18 protein-coding genes are annotated in these 17,649 nt (G+C 42.0%); 9 read left to right on the top strand and 9 right to left on the bottom strand.

Features of this window, described 5'->3' with window-relative positions; all coding sequences use genetic code 11:
• Positions 1–332 precede the first annotated feature (332 nt).
• Positions 333–1,925: a group II intron reverse transcriptase/maturase gene (locus tag RMZ95_RS18355; protein ID WP_409883037.1), complete on the top strand. Its 1,593-nt coding sequence runs from the start codon at positions 333–335 to the stop codon at positions 1,923–1,925.
• Between the two features lie 601 nt (positions 1,926–2,526).
• Here RMZ95_RS18355 and RMZ95_RS18350 read toward each other — a convergent pair.
• Positions 2,527–4,188, bottom strand: coding sequence for an AAA family ATPase (locus RMZ95_RS18350; RefSeq protein ID WP_409883035.1), 1,662 nt, complete (start codon positions 4,186–4,188; stop codon positions 2,527–2,529).
• A gap of 326 nt (positions 4,189–4,514) precedes the next feature.
• Here RMZ95_RS18350 and RMZ95_RS18345 point away from each other — a divergent pair, with 326 nt between their 5' ends.
• From RMZ95_RS18345 to RMZ95_RS18335, 3 genes are all read left to right on the top strand, one after another.
• Positions 4,515–5,141, top strand: a complete 627-nt coding sequence (locus RMZ95_RS18345; RefSeq protein ID WP_409883033.1) for a primosomal protein — start codon at positions 4,515–4,517, stop codon at positions 5,139–5,141.
• 172 nt (positions 5,142–5,313) lie between these two features.
• Positions 5,314–5,745, top strand: a complete 432-nt coding sequence (locus tag RMZ95_RS18340) for a hypothetical protein (RefSeq protein ID WP_069069520.1) — start codon at positions 5,314–5,316, stop codon at positions 5,743–5,745.
• 185 nt (positions 5,746–5,930) lie between these two features.
• Positions 5,931–6,254, top strand: coding sequence for a hypothetical protein (locus RMZ95_RS18335; RefSeq protein WP_409883030.1), 324 nt, complete (start codon positions 5,931–5,933; stop codon positions 6,252–6,254).
• A gap of 78 nt (positions 6,255–6,332) precedes the next feature.
• Here RMZ95_RS18335 and RMZ95_RS18330 read toward each other — a convergent pair whose 3' ends face one another.
• The 6 genes from RMZ95_RS18330 to RMZ95_RS18305 form a co-directional block, all read right to left on the bottom strand.
• Positions 6,333–6,872 carry a hypothetical protein gene (locus RMZ95_RS18330; RefSeq protein ID WP_409883028.1) on the bottom strand — a complete coding sequence of 180 codons (540 nt, stop codon included), beginning with the start codon at positions 6,870–6,872 and terminating at the stop codon, positions 6,333–6,335.
• A gap of 152 nt (positions 6,873–7,024) precedes the next feature.
• On the bottom strand, positions 7,025–7,810 hold the full coding sequence (locus tag RMZ95_RS18325) for a DUF6753 family protein (RefSeq protein WP_409883026.1): 786 nt from the start codon (positions 7,808–7,810) through the stop codon (positions 7,025–7,027).
• A gap of 177 nt (positions 7,811–7,987) precedes the next feature.
• Positions 7,988–8,758 (bottom strand): mobilization protein, encoded by a 771-nt coding sequence (locus RMZ95_RS18320; RefSeq protein ID WP_409883024.1) that lies wholly within the window; start codon positions 8,756–8,758, stop codon positions 7,988–7,990.
• Positions 8,759–8,803: 45 nt separating this feature from the next.
• On the bottom strand, positions 8,804–9,370 hold the full coding sequence (locus RMZ95_RS18315; RefSeq protein ID WP_409883022.1) for a hypothetical protein: 567 nt from the start codon (positions 9,368–9,370) through the stop codon (positions 8,804–8,806).
• 2 nt (positions 9,371–9,372) lie between these two features.
• Positions 9,373–10,521, bottom strand: a complete 1,149-nt coding sequence (locus RMZ95_RS18310) for a ParM/StbA family protein (protein WP_409883020.1) — start codon at positions 10,519–10,521, stop codon at positions 9,373–9,375.
• Positions 10,522–11,101: 580 nt separating this feature from the next.
• Positions 11,102–11,230 carry a hypothetical protein gene (locus RMZ95_RS18305; RefSeq protein ID WP_409883017.1) on the bottom strand — a complete coding sequence of 43 codons (129 nt, stop codon included), beginning with the start codon at positions 11,228–11,230 and terminating at the stop codon, positions 11,102–11,104.
• Between the two features lie 119 nt (positions 11,231–11,349).
• Between RMZ95_RS18305 and RMZ95_RS18300 the strand changes: the two genes are divergently transcribed.
• The 3 genes from RMZ95_RS18300 (at position 11,350) to RMZ95_RS18290 (ending at position 14,723) form a co-directional block, all read left to right on the top strand.
• Positions 11,350–11,724, top strand: a complete 375-nt coding sequence (locus RMZ95_RS18300; RefSeq protein ID WP_228043408.1) for a plasmid mobilization protein — start codon at positions 11,350–11,352, stop codon at positions 11,722–11,724.
• Positions 11,721–13,226, top strand: a complete 1,506-nt coding sequence (locus RMZ95_RS18295) for a relaxase/mobilization nuclease domain-containing protein (RefSeq protein WP_409883015.1) — start codon at positions 11,721–11,723, stop codon at positions 13,224–13,226. The genes RMZ95_RS18300 and RMZ95_RS18295 overlap by 4 nt, the downstream gene beginning before the upstream one ends.
• A gap of 141 nt (positions 13,227–13,367) precedes the next feature.
• Positions 13,368–14,723, top strand: a complete 1,356-nt coding sequence (locus RMZ95_RS18290) for a hypothetical protein (RefSeq protein ID WP_409883012.1) — start codon at positions 13,368–13,370, stop codon at positions 14,721–14,723.
• 161 nt (positions 14,724–14,884) lie between these two features.
• On the opposite strand, the gene RMZ95_RS18285 is transcribed toward RMZ95_RS18290, so the two are convergent.
• The gene (locus RMZ95_RS18285; RefSeq protein WP_409883010.1) at positions 14,885–15,508 is read right to left on the bottom strand and encodes a hypothetical protein; all 624 of its coding nucleotides are present in this window, start codon (positions 15,506–15,508) and stop codon (positions 14,885–14,887) included.
• Between the two features lie 327 nt (positions 15,509–15,835).
• A complete protein-coding gene (locus RMZ95_RS18280; RefSeq protein ID WP_409883008.1) occupies positions 15,836–16,399 on the bottom strand; it encodes a Uma2 family endonuclease in 564 nt (187 codons plus the stop codon).
• Between the two features lie 124 nt (positions 16,400–16,523).
• On the opposite strand from RMZ95_RS18280, the gene RMZ95_RS18275 reads away from it, so the two are divergent.
• Positions 16,524–17,168, top strand: a complete 645-nt coding sequence (locus RMZ95_RS18275; RefSeq protein WP_409883006.1) for a hypothetical protein — start codon at positions 16,524–16,526, stop codon at positions 17,166–17,168.
• A gap of 5 nt (positions 17,169–17,173) precedes the next feature.
• Positions 17,174–17,611, top strand: a complete 438-nt coding sequence (locus RMZ95_RS18270) for a hypothetical protein (RefSeq protein ID WP_409883004.1) — start codon at positions 17,174–17,176, stop codon at positions 17,609–17,611.
• The last annotated feature ends 38 nt before the right edge of the window (positions 17,612–17,649 follow it).

The raw sequence follows: 17,649 nt of genomic DNA, 5'->3' as shown, positions 1-17,649 counted from the left end.
CTGGCGCTAATAGGGAGTTCCCATGATGAAACAGAGCCTAGAAAAGCAACTTAGTTTTGAGCAGGGCGTAACATAAAACCCCTGACTTCGCTAGAGCTAACCCCGCCGAACAAAATCGTAGTATCGGCAAGAGTCCAGGGAATCTAGCAGTTGAATTGGCTACATCTAACGGAACAATCAATCTCACCGAGGGAACGAATAAAAACGATTTGTGAGTCTTGGGGAAGTCGAACCCCAGGTAGGTAAGACGGGATACGGAACTCTCACAAGTCGGGTAGGACAGACCGTAATTGGTCTGAGGTGTTCAGAATACATGAACTAGAGAAGAGAAAATGATTAGACACAGTTACAAAACTAGTGAATCTTGGAAAGCTCTACCGTGGAAGAAATTCCGCCGTAACCTTTTCCGCCTTCAAAAGCGCGTGTACAAAGCTGTTCAAGTTGGAGACAAGCGGAAAGCTCGGTCACTCCAAAAGCTCATTCTAAAATCAACCTCGGCTCGATTTCTTGCAATAAGACAAGTATCTCAGCTAAACGCTGGTAAAAAGACGGCTGGTATTGATGGCAAAAAATCCCTAACTTTTAGCGAACGCTTCTATCTAGAAGAATGGTTAAGAGTTAATAGCGGAAACTGGAAACATCAAGGCTTACGAGAAATACCCATCCCTAAAAAGGACGGTACTATCAGAATGCTTAAGATACCCACCATAGCAGATAGAGCTTGGCAATGCCTTGCAAAATATGCACTAGAGCCAGCACACGAAGCAACTTTCCACGCTAGGAGCTACGGGTTCAGAACTGGGCGCTCTGCCCATGATGCACAAAAGTACATCTTCACTAACCTAAACTCAGGTAAGAACGGAACAGGAAAACGAGTAATAGAACTCGATATCGAAAAATGCTTCGACAGGATTAATCACTCAACAATTATGGATGAACTCATTGCCCCTAAAGGCTTAAAACTCGGAATTTTCCGATGCCTCAAGGCAGGAGTTAACCCACAATTCCCTGAACAAGGAACCCCGCAAGGGGGAGTAGTTAGTCCATTACTAGCGAATATCGCACTCAACGGGATTGAAAGTATCCACAGATATCATAGACAGTCGGGTAGTAGTAAAAAAACTCAACTCAAAGTAACTGAGAAAACACCCCAAAACGATATCAATGAACCATCAATCCGTTATGCGGATGACATGGTTATTATACTACGTCCCCAAGATGATGCAGTAGAGATACTTGAAAGAATCTCCGAATTCCTCCGCGTTCGCGGAATGAATGTTAGCCAAAAGAAAACCAAAGTTACCGCCGCGACAGACGGGTTTGATTTCCTCGGCTGGAACTTTAAAGTCCAGAAAAACGGAAAGTTTAGAAGTACTCCCTCAGTGGATAACTTTAAAGCGTTTCGTAAGAAAGTAAAACACATCGTCAACAACTCGAATTATGGTTCTATCGTAAAGGCAGAAAAACTAGCCCCGATAGTTAGAGGCTGGAGAAACTACCACAAGTTCTGTGATATGACTGGCTCAAAGCACTCGCTTTGGTTCTTAAATCACAGAGCATACGCGGTACTTAACAAGGAAACAAAGCAGAATCGCTATTCAAGTGCAGAACTCATAAAGAAAGCATTCCCAATGGTTCCTTACTCCGAAAATAAACACGTCATGGTTAAGGGCACAAAATCCCCCTATGACGGAGATATAGCCTACTGGAGCGAACGTAACAGCAAGCTCTACAACGGCGAAACCTCTATTGCTCTCAAGAAGCAAAGCCATAAATGTGCTTCCTGCGGTCTGAAATTTATCGATGAAGAACGGATTCATCTGCATCACATCGATGGAAATCACGCCAACTGGAAGAAAAATAATCTCGAAGCAATTCATGAGAGTTGCCACGATTACAAACACATGAGCAAAAGCGCAAGCTAAGAACATCGGGAGCCGAATGCACAGAAATGGGCACGTTCGGATCTAACTGAGAGGTGCGGGAGATAATACTCCCCATCGACTCAACCAATACCGCTGTCGGTTCGCAGACTAAATGAAATTTGTGCGGACTAAGTGAAATTCTGTTGCAGACTAATTGAAAATCTACTTGTGTAACCCTGATTCTTTCGTCGCTAAGGGCGATCGCCACTTACAGAATTTTTGCTCCAAAGCCTTGTTTTGTAATGAATTGGAACGTTTTATGCCCATTTGGTGGAAAATTTCATTTAGTCTGCGAATTTAGGGGGAAAATTTCACTTAGTCCGCAAAAAAATTTCATTTAGTCTGCTAAAAAGGTTGCTCAAACCCTTATTCTTAGGTTGAAAAAATTTCACTTAGTCTGTAAACCCACACACTTACACCATAAGTTGTCCGTTACGGACAGCTTATGGTGTAAGTCACAGAATTGACTATTTGGCTAAAACCCAGACTTCACAGTTGATTTCACTTATACGCGAATATCGTCGCCTGGAACCCTTATAAATTCGTTGTTAGAATTTCATCTTATGTCCGAACCCACAGAATTTCAAAAATTCCACTCATATCACCCAAATAACTCCCGATGCTGATAAGCAAATCGAGAAACATCCTGACTAGCTACAGGTTTAGCATAAATAGCCTGATTGCGAATTGCCTGCATCTGTTCTGACTCTCGTTCCATAGCTGGTGTGAATTCTTGTCGCTGTTTCAGCAAATCCTCAAACTCAATTTCCCCAGGTCTACCTTGATAAAAAGCCTCTTCAGCACAACGACGGACTGCATTACCAATTTCTGCGGGACTGCAAATGCGATATTCAGCCAACAACCTACGCCATTGGTCATCACTCCAAGGTGAGTTATTGTCTCGAAAAGCTGGAAAATATTTAGCTAAATGTAGATTAAAAACTTCATATCTTGCCCCTTCATGGGGTAAATCCACAAAAAAGATATCATCAAAACGGCGCACTAATTCCGCAGGTAGCATTGACAAGCGATTGACAGTAGCAATGGTATAAACTGGCTCTTGATGCTCTTGCATCCAAGTTAACAAAGCCGCAGATAGCCGCCGTGCCACACCTCCATCTGCATTGGAGTCCCAGCCAGCAAAGCCTTTATCAAAGTCATCCCAGTAGAGTACACAAGGAGAAAGGGAAGTCACCAAAGCAATAAACTCCTTTAATGCTCTGTCGGGATGAGGATCGCCCAGTAGTACACCCCAATTAGCTGCTAACAATGGCAATCCCATTTTTTTAGCTGCTAATTTGGCAGAGAGACTTTTACCAGTACCCGGTGGCCCCCATAAGAGCATCCCAGTGGGAAACTTTAATCCATATTGCTTTGCTTTAGGTTGAAGTAGACAGGTAATGGTTTCCAACCTTTTCTCTAGTAAATCTAATCCCCCGGCTGAAGGTACATCCGGTTGAGCAATGTATTCTAAACCCCGACCCCGCAGTTTGCTAACTTTATGCTCTAGGACTAATTGGGCGATTTCCTCAAGCCGCTTTGTAAAACCCAGACATTGCTGTAGTAGCATATTTATCTCGCCTATGGGTAAACCCTGACAGGCAAGAAAGAGCAATTGCAGTGCTGATGTTTTTTCTGTTGTCTTTAACCAAGAATTGCGATCGACTACGGCGAGGTAATCGCGATCTGCGCTTCGCAGCAGCGCTTCGCTATCGCACTCCGCAAACTGCTGAAGCCGGGGATGACTACGCCCAACCCAGGTATCACAAAACTGCTGCACAACCATCTGTACCTGCTGTTGGTCTGGAAGTGGATTTGACAGTATAGGAATAAAAGGCTGTAATTCTAGAGGTAGTTGAACGTAAGTTTCCAATAACACCCAGTAATGATGTTGCTGACACCAGAGAGCTTGATGACAGGCATTGAGTAATTGATAGCTACATTTTTGACTTATTTTGCTACCATCACCCTCATTTAGAACTCCCTCCAGTAAATAAATGCCTGGTTGATATTCCTCCAGAAGATACTGAATAATGTCCCCATCTTTACCCCTGTTAGTTGACTGTAAGATGTACTGACCTTGATGCTTAATTAATTGCTGTAGTCCACAGTAACCAGGATTCCAGACAAAGACTGATAAAGACCGTTCTTCACCCCAATGGTAAAACTGCTGTAGTATTTGCATTCTGTCAGGCGTATGATACTCCACAGCCACAATTGGAGTATTTTGGTTAGCTAGAGCAGGCCAGTCTGTCAACTTCATAAATCTGACTTCAACAACTTACTTTCCCCTTTTAGAGCAAATTTATTACTGATGCTTTAGCCACACGGATAATTATTACTAACGGATTGGCTATATTTCTTGTGTGAAAAAGAGCGATGGCTACGCCCGCCGCAGGCATCGCCTCCAGTACAGTGTTAATTTCGGAAACTGCTCCTAGTCCGCTTCTTTATCTCTTAAAAGCATAAATTTGTCGCAGCAAAGACAGGTTTTAAATCGCAAAAAAATGAAATTGAAATGAAATGGATGTGAAAGCCGCGATTGCGGCAAGGAGGTGAAAAATTTACTTCATTAAAGGAAGCTGTAAAATGGCTATCGCTAAAGCTAGAACCAATAACAATCGCAACGCAGCTAATACTAAAACATCTGCCAAAACCAACGGCACATCCGCTACAACTAAATCAAAGGTAGCGAATGCTTCACCACAAGAAGAGGCATTAGCATTGTTGAAGGAATTGCGGAACCTAATCTTCAAAGAATATGGTGTTAAGTTGCAGCTACGGGATTCGCGTGTTTCAACTAAAATCGGTCATGCAGCGCGTGAAAAACTCGGACTTGATATTGCTGCTCAGGTCAAAAAGAAAGGTGGTAACAAAAAGTTTGATTGGCAAAAATGGAATACAAAATTATTTACTAAATTGTTTGGACAACCAGATGCACTCAAATATGCACCAGAAGTAGTGGCAATTTTCATGAGTATGCTGTATGACACTATCAGCACTGACCCAGAGCAAGCAATAGCAGATTTAGTGGAATTCAACCGCGCATCTCTAGAACGTCGTAATTCTTTCCAAGAACAAGAAGAGGAAGAACTTGACGATTTAGATGACGAACTGGACGAAGACCTGGATGAAGATGAGGAGGATATCGAAGATGAACTCGACGAAGATTTAGATGAAGATGACGAATTAGATGAAGAAGATGAGGACGAGTAAACAATTCTGAATTATTCTCAGTAATTGACAGAATAATAACCCAAAATAACCATGTATTGCCTCAAACAATACAGGTTATTTTTTTGCCGAATAAAGAATTGAAATTGGAGCTAATTGCATCTTTCGATGCTGTTTCTATGAGAAAAATACTAAATATCAAGGAGTAATTCTCATGGTTAACGCTAACGTTCGCAAAACTGCCAAAGCATCACGTAAAATTGAAAGGCATATTCCTGCTTTAGAACGAGTAATGACTTATCAGGAAAAAGTACACCTGATGGTAATTGAAGTATTGCGGGAAGAATCAGGAAGAGAATTAGCAGCAGCAGCCAGATTTAACGGACAAGAGTTTGATTGGGACAAACACAATTCCCAATTCCGTAAGGATTATGTAAATACACCATTAAAAGAACTGGTGAATTATGCCCGCAAACTTTACGGCTTGAATAATCTTGATGAAATACGAGATAGACGTGCTTCTCATAAAGCTGCTCGGTCTAAACGTATGGACGGACTCAATGGTTTAAGTAGCAACTCTGATGACTTGATAAATGACGATTTTGAACAAGATGAAGATGACGAAGATATAGAAATTGACGATTAATTACAATGCCCTGAATTATCTAATTCGGGGCATTCTATTTCCCATCCACCCACATTCAATAAACAGAATTCAAGGCAGCGATTGCTGCTGAATTGAAGAGATTTAAAAGTCAACTCTAACTCAGAAGGCATCTGTCGATGCTGTCCAGATGAGATGTAGTAACTCGTTAATCAAAGGATAATCAAATGACTCAAATGACTCGTAATCAGCAACAAACAAAAGCGTTGGATCAGGTAGTAGGATATCAGGATAAAGTGCGATTAATGGTACTGGAAGTTTTACGTGAGGAATCAGGCAGAGAACTTGCTGGTCAAGCACGTTTTAATCAGCAAGAGTTTGATTGGAACAAACATAACATTCAGTTTCGCCAGGACTATAGCGAAACTCCCATCAATGAACTACTAGCATACGCCAAACGTCTGTATGGACTGAAAGATTTGGATGCAGTACGGGAGCGGCGTAAAGCTCATAAACAACAACGTACAGCTAGATGGGCTGAAGCTTCATAATTACCTGCTGGCTCTCACAGTAGCCCCACTAAAATGTGGGGTAACTTTTTTGCCCACCCACCCTCAACCGTAAAAGCTTTATTTTACCGAAGATGCAGCTTCGCACCCCACCCCACCAAATGTTGTAATTGTCCGACTGGAAAGTTTACTAGTCATCAACTCATCAATCTGCTGGTTTGAAAGTTGAGTTGGCTTGACTTCGACTGTAGGTGCAGTTTCTCCCCTGTTGACTTGAATAATGGAATTAGCCCAATAAAACTGCTGCTGGTCAGGTTGGGAATAAACAGGGTAACAGCCTTTCGAGGCGATCGCTAATTTATGCTCTACGCTAGAAACTGATGGTAGAGAAATACCAGCACGAACTAATTTTGCCTCTCCTACTGGGCCCCACAAACGTAATTGTTGATTGACACAACGTTTTCCATCCTTGAGAGGGGCAATAATGTTGCCACAAACTTTAACATCCACATCATACATCGGCGGATAATCAGGTACAGTTTGAGCTTGAGTCGTATTCTTCTCATCCTTGCCACTGACATTTACAGTAGTAGGCGTACAAGCTGTAACTATACCTCCTATTACCAGCAGCCAAAGCCAGTTAACTTTGCAGGTAAACATCTCCTGAATCCTCTTCTACGATTGAGAACTTGACAAGTAATTTTTTAACTTAAACCCCGTCCATTTTGAAACCTGGAGTTTTTAAGGAGAGTATATTATTCGGTCGTGCTTTGAGTTCTGAACTTTACTCTAGTTCCAAAAAACTATGATTTTCAAGGTAGACGCGGTTTAGATACAAACTGGCGCTGATTGCTAGGTGATGTCCATAACGTGCAGAACCCGGACGAGGCTTTTCTGCTACTTGCTCCAATTTGCAGTGTTACCCCCAAACGCTTGACATCCTTAGCACAAGTAAGTTGACCGTTTTGGTCACGACTCAGCAAATCTTGATTCCATTGCATTAAGTTGTGAGCAAACTTACCTTCATTACTGGTTGCCCATTCCAAAGCATTGGCTTGGGCTTGTGTGAGTTGGCGTGGCCCAGCAGGATCTAGATGACTGGATTGATACCAAGACATTCCACCTACACTTACTAGTCCACCTACTCCAGCTGCAATTAATAGCAGTATTCCCGCAGCAATTAAAGAGGGAACTGAATGAATAGCACGTTCAAATTCAGTACGCCTAATTAATCCTGTTACAGCCTGAGCGATCGCTTTTTGTTGACCTTTTACTGCTGCCTTTTCATATGTCTGGAGATGGTCATAAAGCTGCGTTTGCCATAGGTCAAACATTGCTTCCATTTCTTTGGGATTGTCTTCCAACAGTACTTGTAGCCTACCAGTAGCAATCATTATCAGAAATGCTGGGTCATCAGGGTCAAGTCCGGTTTGGACTACTATTTCCCAAACCCTAGCTTTAAATGAATCGTCTTTACCTCGAATGGCTAAATCTAGTAAAGTTGGGTAAGGAATTTGGCTCAGTCCTTTACCTCTAGCAGCTACTGAATCCAAAAACTCATCGTCTAAATCGAGTTCTTCAGTGTGAGAATTACTCATATCTGTATTTGCTTTTAGCTAATTCGCGTCCTCGTCCCCCACGCTTATTTGGTAATTTTATTTGATGGTGGGAGATGTCACCGAAACAGTGCTGAGTGCTGAGTGCTGAGTAAAAAAGTAAAATTAATTGCACGGGCTAAACGCCCCGCTATCCATGTACAGCACTCCTGAATTAGATTACTTCTTGGTAGCAACCTTGCTGTTGACATTAGCATCATCAAATTTTTCTGTGGGGGAAGTAATTGAAGCTGCCGGAGGGTTCCAGATTTTAGCTTTCTCAATTTCGTCAGAAGTTCTTTTGAGAAAATTGTGTAATCGCTGCTTACCCAATACACCTAACTCTCCATAATCTCTAGCCGCAGAAAAATTTATCTGATTGGCATCAAGGATATCCCGCTCTCGATAGCTGAATTTGGGAAAATTGATGACAGCTACTTTATAAGCTTTGATTAATTCCTGTAAATTCTTACGTCCATCTACGTGTTTCCAGTCATCACATAAACCATAATTGCGTACAAATATGTGCTTAATCTTGTTTTCAAAGCGTTCGAGAGATTGCATAAATAATTGAACGCTGTCATATCCACCACTACAAACAAACCACTTATATATTTTGACCTTATTTTTCCCAGTAAGTTCTAGGATTTGATTACGTTCAATCCAATCAGTTACTGCTGGGTATACTTGAGCAGGTAAATTGACAATGACAGAAGTTGTTAGTGCTAAATTAAAAATTTCATCAGCATCGTAAGCTTTACGTTCTGATTCGCTAAAAATTGCTGTTTTATGATTATCTGGGTAAAATGCGCCCACATCTGGATTACTTTGGTCTGCTTCTACCAATTCATAAGAGAGCTTATTGTCAATACAGTATTGCACCATAACCCGTGCAAACAAAGACTTGCCAACTCCACCTTTTTCACCATCCATGAAGTGAATTGCTGCCATCTTAAATCTCCTTTCTGATTTGACTAAATGTGCATTAATAAATACTTAAATATTCTCAAACATATTGTCTGTATCATCATAGAAAGACCCCTCACCAGCAATGAAGGAATCAGAATCTATTTTGTGTTTTGCCTTGCTGCTACAATTGTTATTGCTATTACTACTACCTTTGTTTTCGCCAATATTATCATCAGGATTAATGTGACTGAAATTACCTGCATCTAGACCGAACATAGTAGCAAGCGTTTGAGGATTGGTCATAGTGCTTATAGGCATAGGCAAAACATCACTTGATTTATGTGGTAATCCTAGTTCCATTCGTAAATAAGCCAAATGTTGTTCCAGGGCATGACAACAAATCAACCCTACCCGACGCAGTTCTTGATCGCTAATATCTACACCTGCATCTGCTTGTGCTTTGTATGCTAAAGGCAACCAGCACATTCGTAATGCCTGCAATACCATCTCTTTGCTAGAACGCGCTTCATCTCCCTGTTGCAAATATGTGATTAACTGGCCGTCTACTGTATTTGAGTAAGGATGGTAAGAAAATCTAAAAATTTTGCGCTGTCTATTAGTGTCATGATTTTTACGTAATTTATTATTAGTCATAGTTATGCTACCTTCTCGATTTGCGCTCTAAACCGCATAAACAAACCAAACGCATCAATCAACCTAAACGACAAAGCTTCCTGCTCTCGGAAAGTGCGGCAATAATCATTACTTTTATCCTTGAATACTTCTTGTACCTGCTGCTGTAGGTCAGCACCCCAATAAGTTGAAATTTCTTGAAAGCAGTCTTGTAACTCTTGCTCTAAGTACAATGCTGCGCCACCACTCAAAATCACCTCGTTTACCGCAGGTAAAGTTGATTCCAGCCAATCGTAAAGCCTAGACCAATACTCAGCTTTAGCTGTAGCAATGGCATTAACAATCATCTGCAATTCATAATCAATGTTTTTAGGTTCTCTGCTTTTGACCAGAGTGCGAATTGCTTGGTTATCAGCCGTGATATCTGAACCGGCTGCATAGATGGCAGAGGTCAAAACAGTGGCATCCTGCCCAGATGTGCGCTCAATTACTCGCTTTACCATTTGGTGAAAGCCCAACCCATTGGTGTAACCCGCCGTCATTTTGCCCCGTTCAAATAATAGAAGGCTGGTATTGCGATGCCCAAACATTAGCACTGCAATGGTTTGGGCGTTGAACCATTCTTTACCATTCTGGCGTTGACGGATCATTGCCAATCCCGCACCTTCGGGTAAACACTCGAATCGCTCCAGCTTCACCCGCAACCTTTGACCCCGAAACCTAAAATCCTTGAGCGCAGACTGTAACTGTTGCTCAAATGCTTGGCGATTTTGATATTCACCATAGGGTAGTAGTGAGGTCAGTGATAGTGAAAACCTGTTAGGCAATTTGTTATGTTGAGCGATCGCACCAATAACCGCCAAGGCTTTGTGAATTGAGGTTTCGTACTTGAGCTTATCGAGTCTGGCAGATGCTGAAAACTGCTGTGCCAGGAATCCAACTACCGTACATTGTGTATCACCATCCGCAGGACTTGACACCCAGGCTTCATCTGCTGGTTTAGGAGATTCCAGACCCTTGCGACTCGACATATAAGCGTCAATCGAACTTTGAGGCAACTTCAGCATCTCTGGTTCCATTGTCATCAAATGTGGTTTGCCTTCAGTTGCTAGTTCGTAAACAATCTTGGTCAAGGAAGCACCAGGGTCAAAACTGACTATCAGGTTTGACATTGACTGTGGTTGTGATTATCCATAAAAGCTGCTTTTAACTTAAATGCAAATACTGGCTGTGAACATCACTCTACTGACCATTTTGTTGAAGGCAAATTTTATCCAGTTGGTTATTTTTTTTTGCTGCTGTTAATTAAGTCGTTACTTTTCTGCTAAGAAATTCGATTTAGAAAAGTGTGCCATCACAGATCCATGCCAGTTCCACGAATGAGCCATTGCGGATTCATTACAGTGACAATGTTGATCCAATAGAGATCCATTTGTATGGCATACATATTCTATGTATAATTTTTATTTGCAACAATTATTAACTATTGACAAAGATTATGCCATGAGAGATCCAATACAAATCCATCAGCGATCCATTACATATTCATCTAACAGTTGATTTGAGTAGCCCAAAAAAACCTTTGGTGAGTAGCAAGCTATGTTGCTGTCCGGACATTTTTTCTGGGGAGAAAAAACGCACCCCCCAGGTGCGGCAACAAACTTGCCCTCTTTTCACGGTTCCCCTACCTCAGTAGGTCAACCACCGTGACAGAAGGGAAGACGATACGAAAATTCTCTGTAAAAGTTTAGCCTAGAAAATTTCTGCGAGGTTTGGGCGGATTAGCTTTTTAATTGCGCGATGTGCTACGCCTTGCCGTAGGCGATCGCTCACTTTCGTTTGAGATACCCCTAGCGCTATCTTGACTTTCTTAGTACTCAAGCAAAGCTATTGCAGCGCATTTCGTTATCTCGCATCGCATCTTGGCATCGAACCAGAATCGTAAGTAACCGCTTGGTCAATGACAAATGATAGTGCAGTCGTCAAACTTAAAACAGCTAATGACTAATGCATCAATAATGCGACAGAAACGCTCACACAGAATAGACATTAGACTGACTTTGGCAGAATACGAGAAAGCACAGTTAATGGCAGATGAAAATAATCTCACTATGAGTGAGTTGTTTCGTGCCAAGACTCTGAAAAATAGATTGCCCAGGCGTGTCACCAAAGTAGCAGGCCAAACTTACTGGGAGTTGGGGAAAATAGGTAACAATCTCAACCAAATAGCTAAAGCAATCAATACTTCAGTACTTATGGGAGAACCTGTGGTCGTAGATAGAGCATTGTTGTCACAGGTAAGAGATTTGGTGAAACAGGTGCGGCGAGAGATTGCTGAAATTGATTTAATCACTGATTTACAAGATGAAGCATGATTGGCAAGCACATCAAAGGTAAAAGTTTTCGGGGACTGCTAAACTACCTCTTTGGCAAAGATGGAGCAAGACAAATCGGTGGGAATATGGAAGGAACAAACCCACGCGAATTAGCAGCTGAATTTGGTATATCTCGAAGATTAAACCCGAAGGTGAACAGGGCTGTTTATCACGCTTCTCTTAGTTTGGCTCACAAAGAGAGTTTAGATGATGATACTTGGGATGAAATCGCCCAGAAGTATCTGCAAGCAATGGGTTTTGATATGAACCAATATGTCGTAGTGCGGCATACTGACCGGACTCATGAACACATACATATTGCTGCCAGTCGCATTCAATTAGATGGCACTACAGTTTCTGATAGCTGGGACGATCGCAGAAGTGAAGCGGTAATTCGCAAGTTTGAGCAGGAATACAATTTGCAATCGGTGCAACCAAGTTGGGAAAAAGATAAGCACAGTCCAACTACTGGCGAACGTAGGCAACTTGCCAGAACTGGAGAGGAAAGCGTTAGAGTGAGACTCCAGCGATCGCTCGACCAAGCAACCCACGACCATCCTACTATGCCAGAGTTAATAGAGCGATCGCAACAACAAGGTGTTAATGTCCGCGTTGGTTATACTCGCACGGGCAAAGTCAAAGGCATTAGTTACCAACTTGACGGTGTGGCTTTTAGTGGTACGCATCTCGGTAAAGCATATACTTTTCCTGGTTTACAAAAGCATCGAGGGGTAAACTACAGTCCCAAGCGGGATGACAAACGTATCCAGAAACTGATGGAGCAAGCTGTTGAAAATCCCACATCAGCAGTGCCTCCAAAACAGGATGACAAACGCACAAAGAAACTTATGGAGCAAACTGTTGAAAATCCCACACCAGCAGTTACTCAAACAAACTCCTTGCCTATACCAGAACCAACAAACTGGGAGCAAATACGCCTAAAGTTAAGCCAGCAGTACAATTTCCCCAATTCTCTGCTCACAGAACTGTATGAAAAGGGTTGGCTCTATGCAAGTCAAATAGGTCAAGCAATATTTGTGGAACGCACGCTCGACGATCTTCCAACTCTTGCCAAGCAGCTAGAACCAACAGGTAACTTCACCGCTATTCCCCTGAACTCTGAAGCTACGAAAAATGGTAGTTTTTGGATTGCTACAGATGCCACAGTAGAAAGAGCAGTATTGGTGAGTGACCCGATTGAAGTTCTCTCTGTCATTGCCTTAGAATCAACTGTTGACAAAGAAAAGCGCAAACCTACATTGTATTGGAGTGTAGGCAATAGTGAGCAAATACCTTTAGAATTTTTGCGAGCGATCGATACAGTAGTCATCGCTTTTAAAAATAATGAGAAAGTTGAGAACTTGATAGCTGAGATACTGGCTGAACTACCTCAAGCCAAAGAAGTTTCTCCCGGTGAAGCTGGTTGGAATGGAATGCTAACTAACAATCACTCGCAACCCAACCAAAGCCAAATACCAGAGCTTCAAAATTGGGAACTTTGATATCAGTTATTATTTTTTCCTGAGTGAGCCAAGCCAATTAAAGGTTTCAGGCAAAAATTTATGTAAGTAAAATGTGGAGAAGTTGGTTCTAGCGCAGCTAACGCCACTTAGAGAGGGATAAACTCTCTAGGCGTAACTGCCATGACCTTAAATTCCAGACAAACAACGATTAAATTTCTTAGACAAATAGGTTTTACCACCGGAACCAAAATTTGGCTCAGGATTTCTTGGGACTTGCCCAGAGAAATGATACCTGAAAACTGGAAGAATTACTGCCGCAATGGTCAATTTGTCTACTCCCACTACATTCTCTGCGGTAAAATCACCCAGCAAGGATTTCAACTATACTGCTGCGCTTATGGAAGTCGAGACAAACAGGGCAACACCTGCTGGCGATTGACACCTAAACGCTATGCTGATGGTTGGGCATTGGCATTTAAAATGTCATATCTTGGTGCTACAGTCAGCTTTTACCCCAACCAACCAGACAAGGGCATCAGCAATCAGCACGTTAGTCAATGCCAATGTTTGTTCTACGAAATTGATGATTTGGGATTGAGTGAGCAGCGACAAGCTGTGAACCGGCTAAGGGATGAAATCAACTTGGAACCCGCTGCCGTAGTTTACACAGGTGGGAAATCCCTGCACGTTTACTTTAAATGCAGCCATTTTTTAAATCCTGCTGAATGGCTGTACCTCAATCGCCAACTGACGATTATCCAAAACGCAGATCCAGCCATTTGCAACTTGGCTCGTTCCATGAGACTGCCAGGTATGCTTCGCAGACGGGTGGTGGATGGAATATTGAGTGCAACCATCCCTATTACCCTAGAGCATTGGTCAAACTGTCAGTACAACGTGAAAGAGCTAGAAACCGCATTTGATTCTACAGCCTTATTTCCCTACGAACTTTCTGAGCAACGTTGGCGCAGGTGGGTGCAGCTTCTCACAAGAGCGAAAAATGGAGAAGTTATCGACCCACAAACAGCGCTACTGCAACGTTCTATTACTGCACCTCGCCCAACCTTACATTGCCGACGAGGGACAGTAACACAGGCTACAACCAGAGATAATTGCTCATCTCTTAAACAACTACGCGCTAGCGGAGTGTCTGTTCCTTTATCTATCTGTTTAACTTTGAGCGATCGCACTTTACTAACTTATGGCGAATCTGAGGGAAACAGAAACAATGCTGGCTACAAATTAGCTCGTAATCTACTGGGTACATCTAATTTACTTACCAAACACCGAATCGCTTATCATCCCGAACCACGCCAACTATTTGACCGATATTGCGATCGCTGTACACCTCCACTTGAGCCAACTGAGGCAGATACAATTTGGCACAGTGCGAATAAAACAATAGCCTTTGCCAGTCGGGACTTTGGCTCAATTGTCATGAGCATTCATAAGTGGAAGTCACACCGTAAATCAAAAAAGCAGTGCGTAAGAAAACCAAAAAGATTAGTTAACGCAAGATTGACAAAATCGATGTAACACTCTTCCAATTCTACCCATAATTTACCGTGTACACATATCTTTGTACAGGATTAAAACGGTGTGGGACAACTCCAAAATACTTGTGTGTACACGGTAGCCCTATTCCAGGGAGACTATATGACTATTAAAGATGAGTATTGAAAGTACTATCTCTAGTTTTACTTTCCCATTTTTGGTAAATAAGACTGACGATAATTGTTCTTAGCCATCAGCCTAGCCTCACGCTTTGTCCACTGTTTTTGTAAAGGAACATCAGCCAATCTTTGCAATAATATGAACACGCTATCATCTCCAGTCAACCGAGCGATGATTTGAGCGATCGCCTTACAGCAACTCCAAGGATGACGTACCACCTGAACTTCTGCAAATCTCACCACACCCCAATTGCGCTCTAAGAAAAAACGGTTACGGATTTTATCGTCATCAACATCAATACAGTGGTGAGGCTTACCTGTATCTCCAGTATAAGGTTCATCAATCTCAATATCGAGAGCTAACCCAGAAAACCGATGGTAAAGGATAAAATCAGCCGAATAACGTCTAGACGAACCAGGAATTTCAAATTCCACCGCTTGACAGATAAGATTCTCTAGAAAAGCACACAGTAAATGGCGAAAAAATTGCTTTTCACTGACACCTTGCTTGGCCGTACCATTTCCATTTGATAATTGAACACATCCTTGAAACGAAGCTTTCAAATGCTCCCGACTTGTAGAATCTTTAGTGTATAAACGTCTCACTAGTGGTGGATAAAGAATAATTGGATAGTACCCAGTAAACATAACCACACATTTGTTAAACTTTTACAAATCAAAAAGAACAAAATAAAGATAATAACTAGAAATTATCTAATCTAATATCCTTCCAAATATCAGAAACTTGCCATCCCGTCTTACCAACAGCAATTCATGACTTCAAAGACTCGCTTTTAACTTAGCAATAGCTTTAACTGATTTATCAGCCAACAACAGGGATTTTACTGTTTTGTTGGCTGCTACTTATAACTATTTTTTGATACTTAAGTAGGTTGGCACTAGGAAAGTTAAATATGTTCAAACGTAACTGAATTAAGCCTGGTTTCTAAAATAAATAGTGTTTCATCTGTTTCTCTAACTGCTCATTTTTAGCCAACCAAACACCTGAGTAACAGTTAACTCCAAGTCTATCCCGGCTAACACTGGCAAACGCTCATCACCCTGCAAAAGTTCTGGTTGTTGATTTGGACGGAAGACCAAAATAGAACGATCTTCTGGGTCTATTAACCAACCTAATTGGCAACCATGATCTAAGCAATAGAGAATATTGCCTGTGACTCGATTTGAACTTTGTTCGGGAGAAAGAATTTCAATTGTCCAGTCTGGAGGAAGCAGAAAATCATTGGGTGCCTCCCCATCAGCAGCAAAGGGAATACGCGACCAGTTGAAAACCGCTACATCAGGTACTACTGAGCGGATACCAAAACTACAGCGCAGTTCTGGAAAGGCATAAGCAATATGCACGCTTTCGGCAACATCATTAATACTGTTGCATAGCCTTAACTGTAATCGGCTATGCTTTCCTTTTGACATTGGCTTCTGAATAATCTCACCATTAATGTAAATGCTTGCAGGCTTTGTTTCTGGTAGCTTGAGAAACTCCTCCAGAGTCAGGGATTGGGTAATTACCGTAGACATGGCTCAGTCGAGAAAAGCAAAGGGGATATGTTTTAGTCTAGCAGTACCGTAGTCTCAAAAACAGTTTCTACTTCTGGCTACCGCCACAACTGCTTGCACACCAGTTAACAAGGCTAAAAAAGCTATGACTACAAAATGGCTAACACCAGAACAGGCCATTGTCAAAGCCAACCTTACTGTTACATCTGAAACCTTAAAATCTTACATTTCAGAACAACAGGGAAAAACCACTGCTGAAGAACAATTCCAAGCTTTAGGATTGCTATTTGACAGGGAACGCTTGCGTGCAGGTAAACCTAACTTCTTGCAACTTTTAGAACCAGTAAGTGATGAAAATAGCTACGCCGAAGATGAAATCGACTCTCATCAGTTAGATGACGATGACATAGAAACATCTGCTACCAACAAGGTAAATCAACTAGAACCATTTATTTTCGAGCAATGCAAAGTTCAAATCGTTATTACCTTACTACCTACACAACAAACAGGAGATAGACCTGTAATGATTGCTGCCAGCAGCCACGGTGATTTCCCTGTAGTTACCATGCTCAATCAAGAAGAACTCGGTGATTTACCACCTGCAATTGTTCAACTACTGGACGAACTCAAAGCCGATTTTCCTAATCGCCAAATTCGCCGGAATATAACCCGGACTAAAGCTGTCAAAATCAATAAACCGCCCACTGCCCAGACTCCAGTTCGCACTGAAACTGCTAGCTCAGATACTACTAAACCAGCCAGTAATACTACGCAGATATCACTGTTTTAAATGCCATGACTACTACAAATACCAATAAATTACTTGTTATCTACGAAGGTCAACAGCACTGGATTCCAGAAGCGATCGCCTTTGACGACCAATTACTACGCGATGCCTTTACTCCTCTTTGCGCTGAACTGGCAAACGCAGACATTGAGCGTCAACCAGGAGAACCCATTCACATCATCAAGAAGCCCGGTAAAAAAGGTACTTCTCCTCTAGATTGCCTGATAGTGGCTCCTGAAGAAATCAACCTCGCAGTCCAAATGTGCTACCAAATGCGTCAACGTCAGATCATCACTGGAATTGACTGGCAAAATGCAGGACAGCTATCAGTCCAGATTGAAGAGGCGATCGCATCTGGAACAGAATTTTCTGAGTCACTCAACCAAACCCTAAAATCCTTAACAGCCTGCACTCCTACATCTAGCGTTATCCCTGAAGGTTTTTGAATGCTGACAAAAGGGGGCGGAAATTGACTTGAGGGATA

Origin of the sequence: Nostoc sp. DedQUE07, from assembly GCF_034530975.2 — a bacterium.
Taxonomy (GTDB): domain Bacteria; phylum Cyanobacteriota; class Cyanobacteriia; order Cyanobacteriales; family Nostocaceae; genus Nostoc.
The sequence above is the reverse complement of the archived record's forward strand: the minus strand, read 5'-3'. Positions and strand labels throughout refer to the sequence as shown.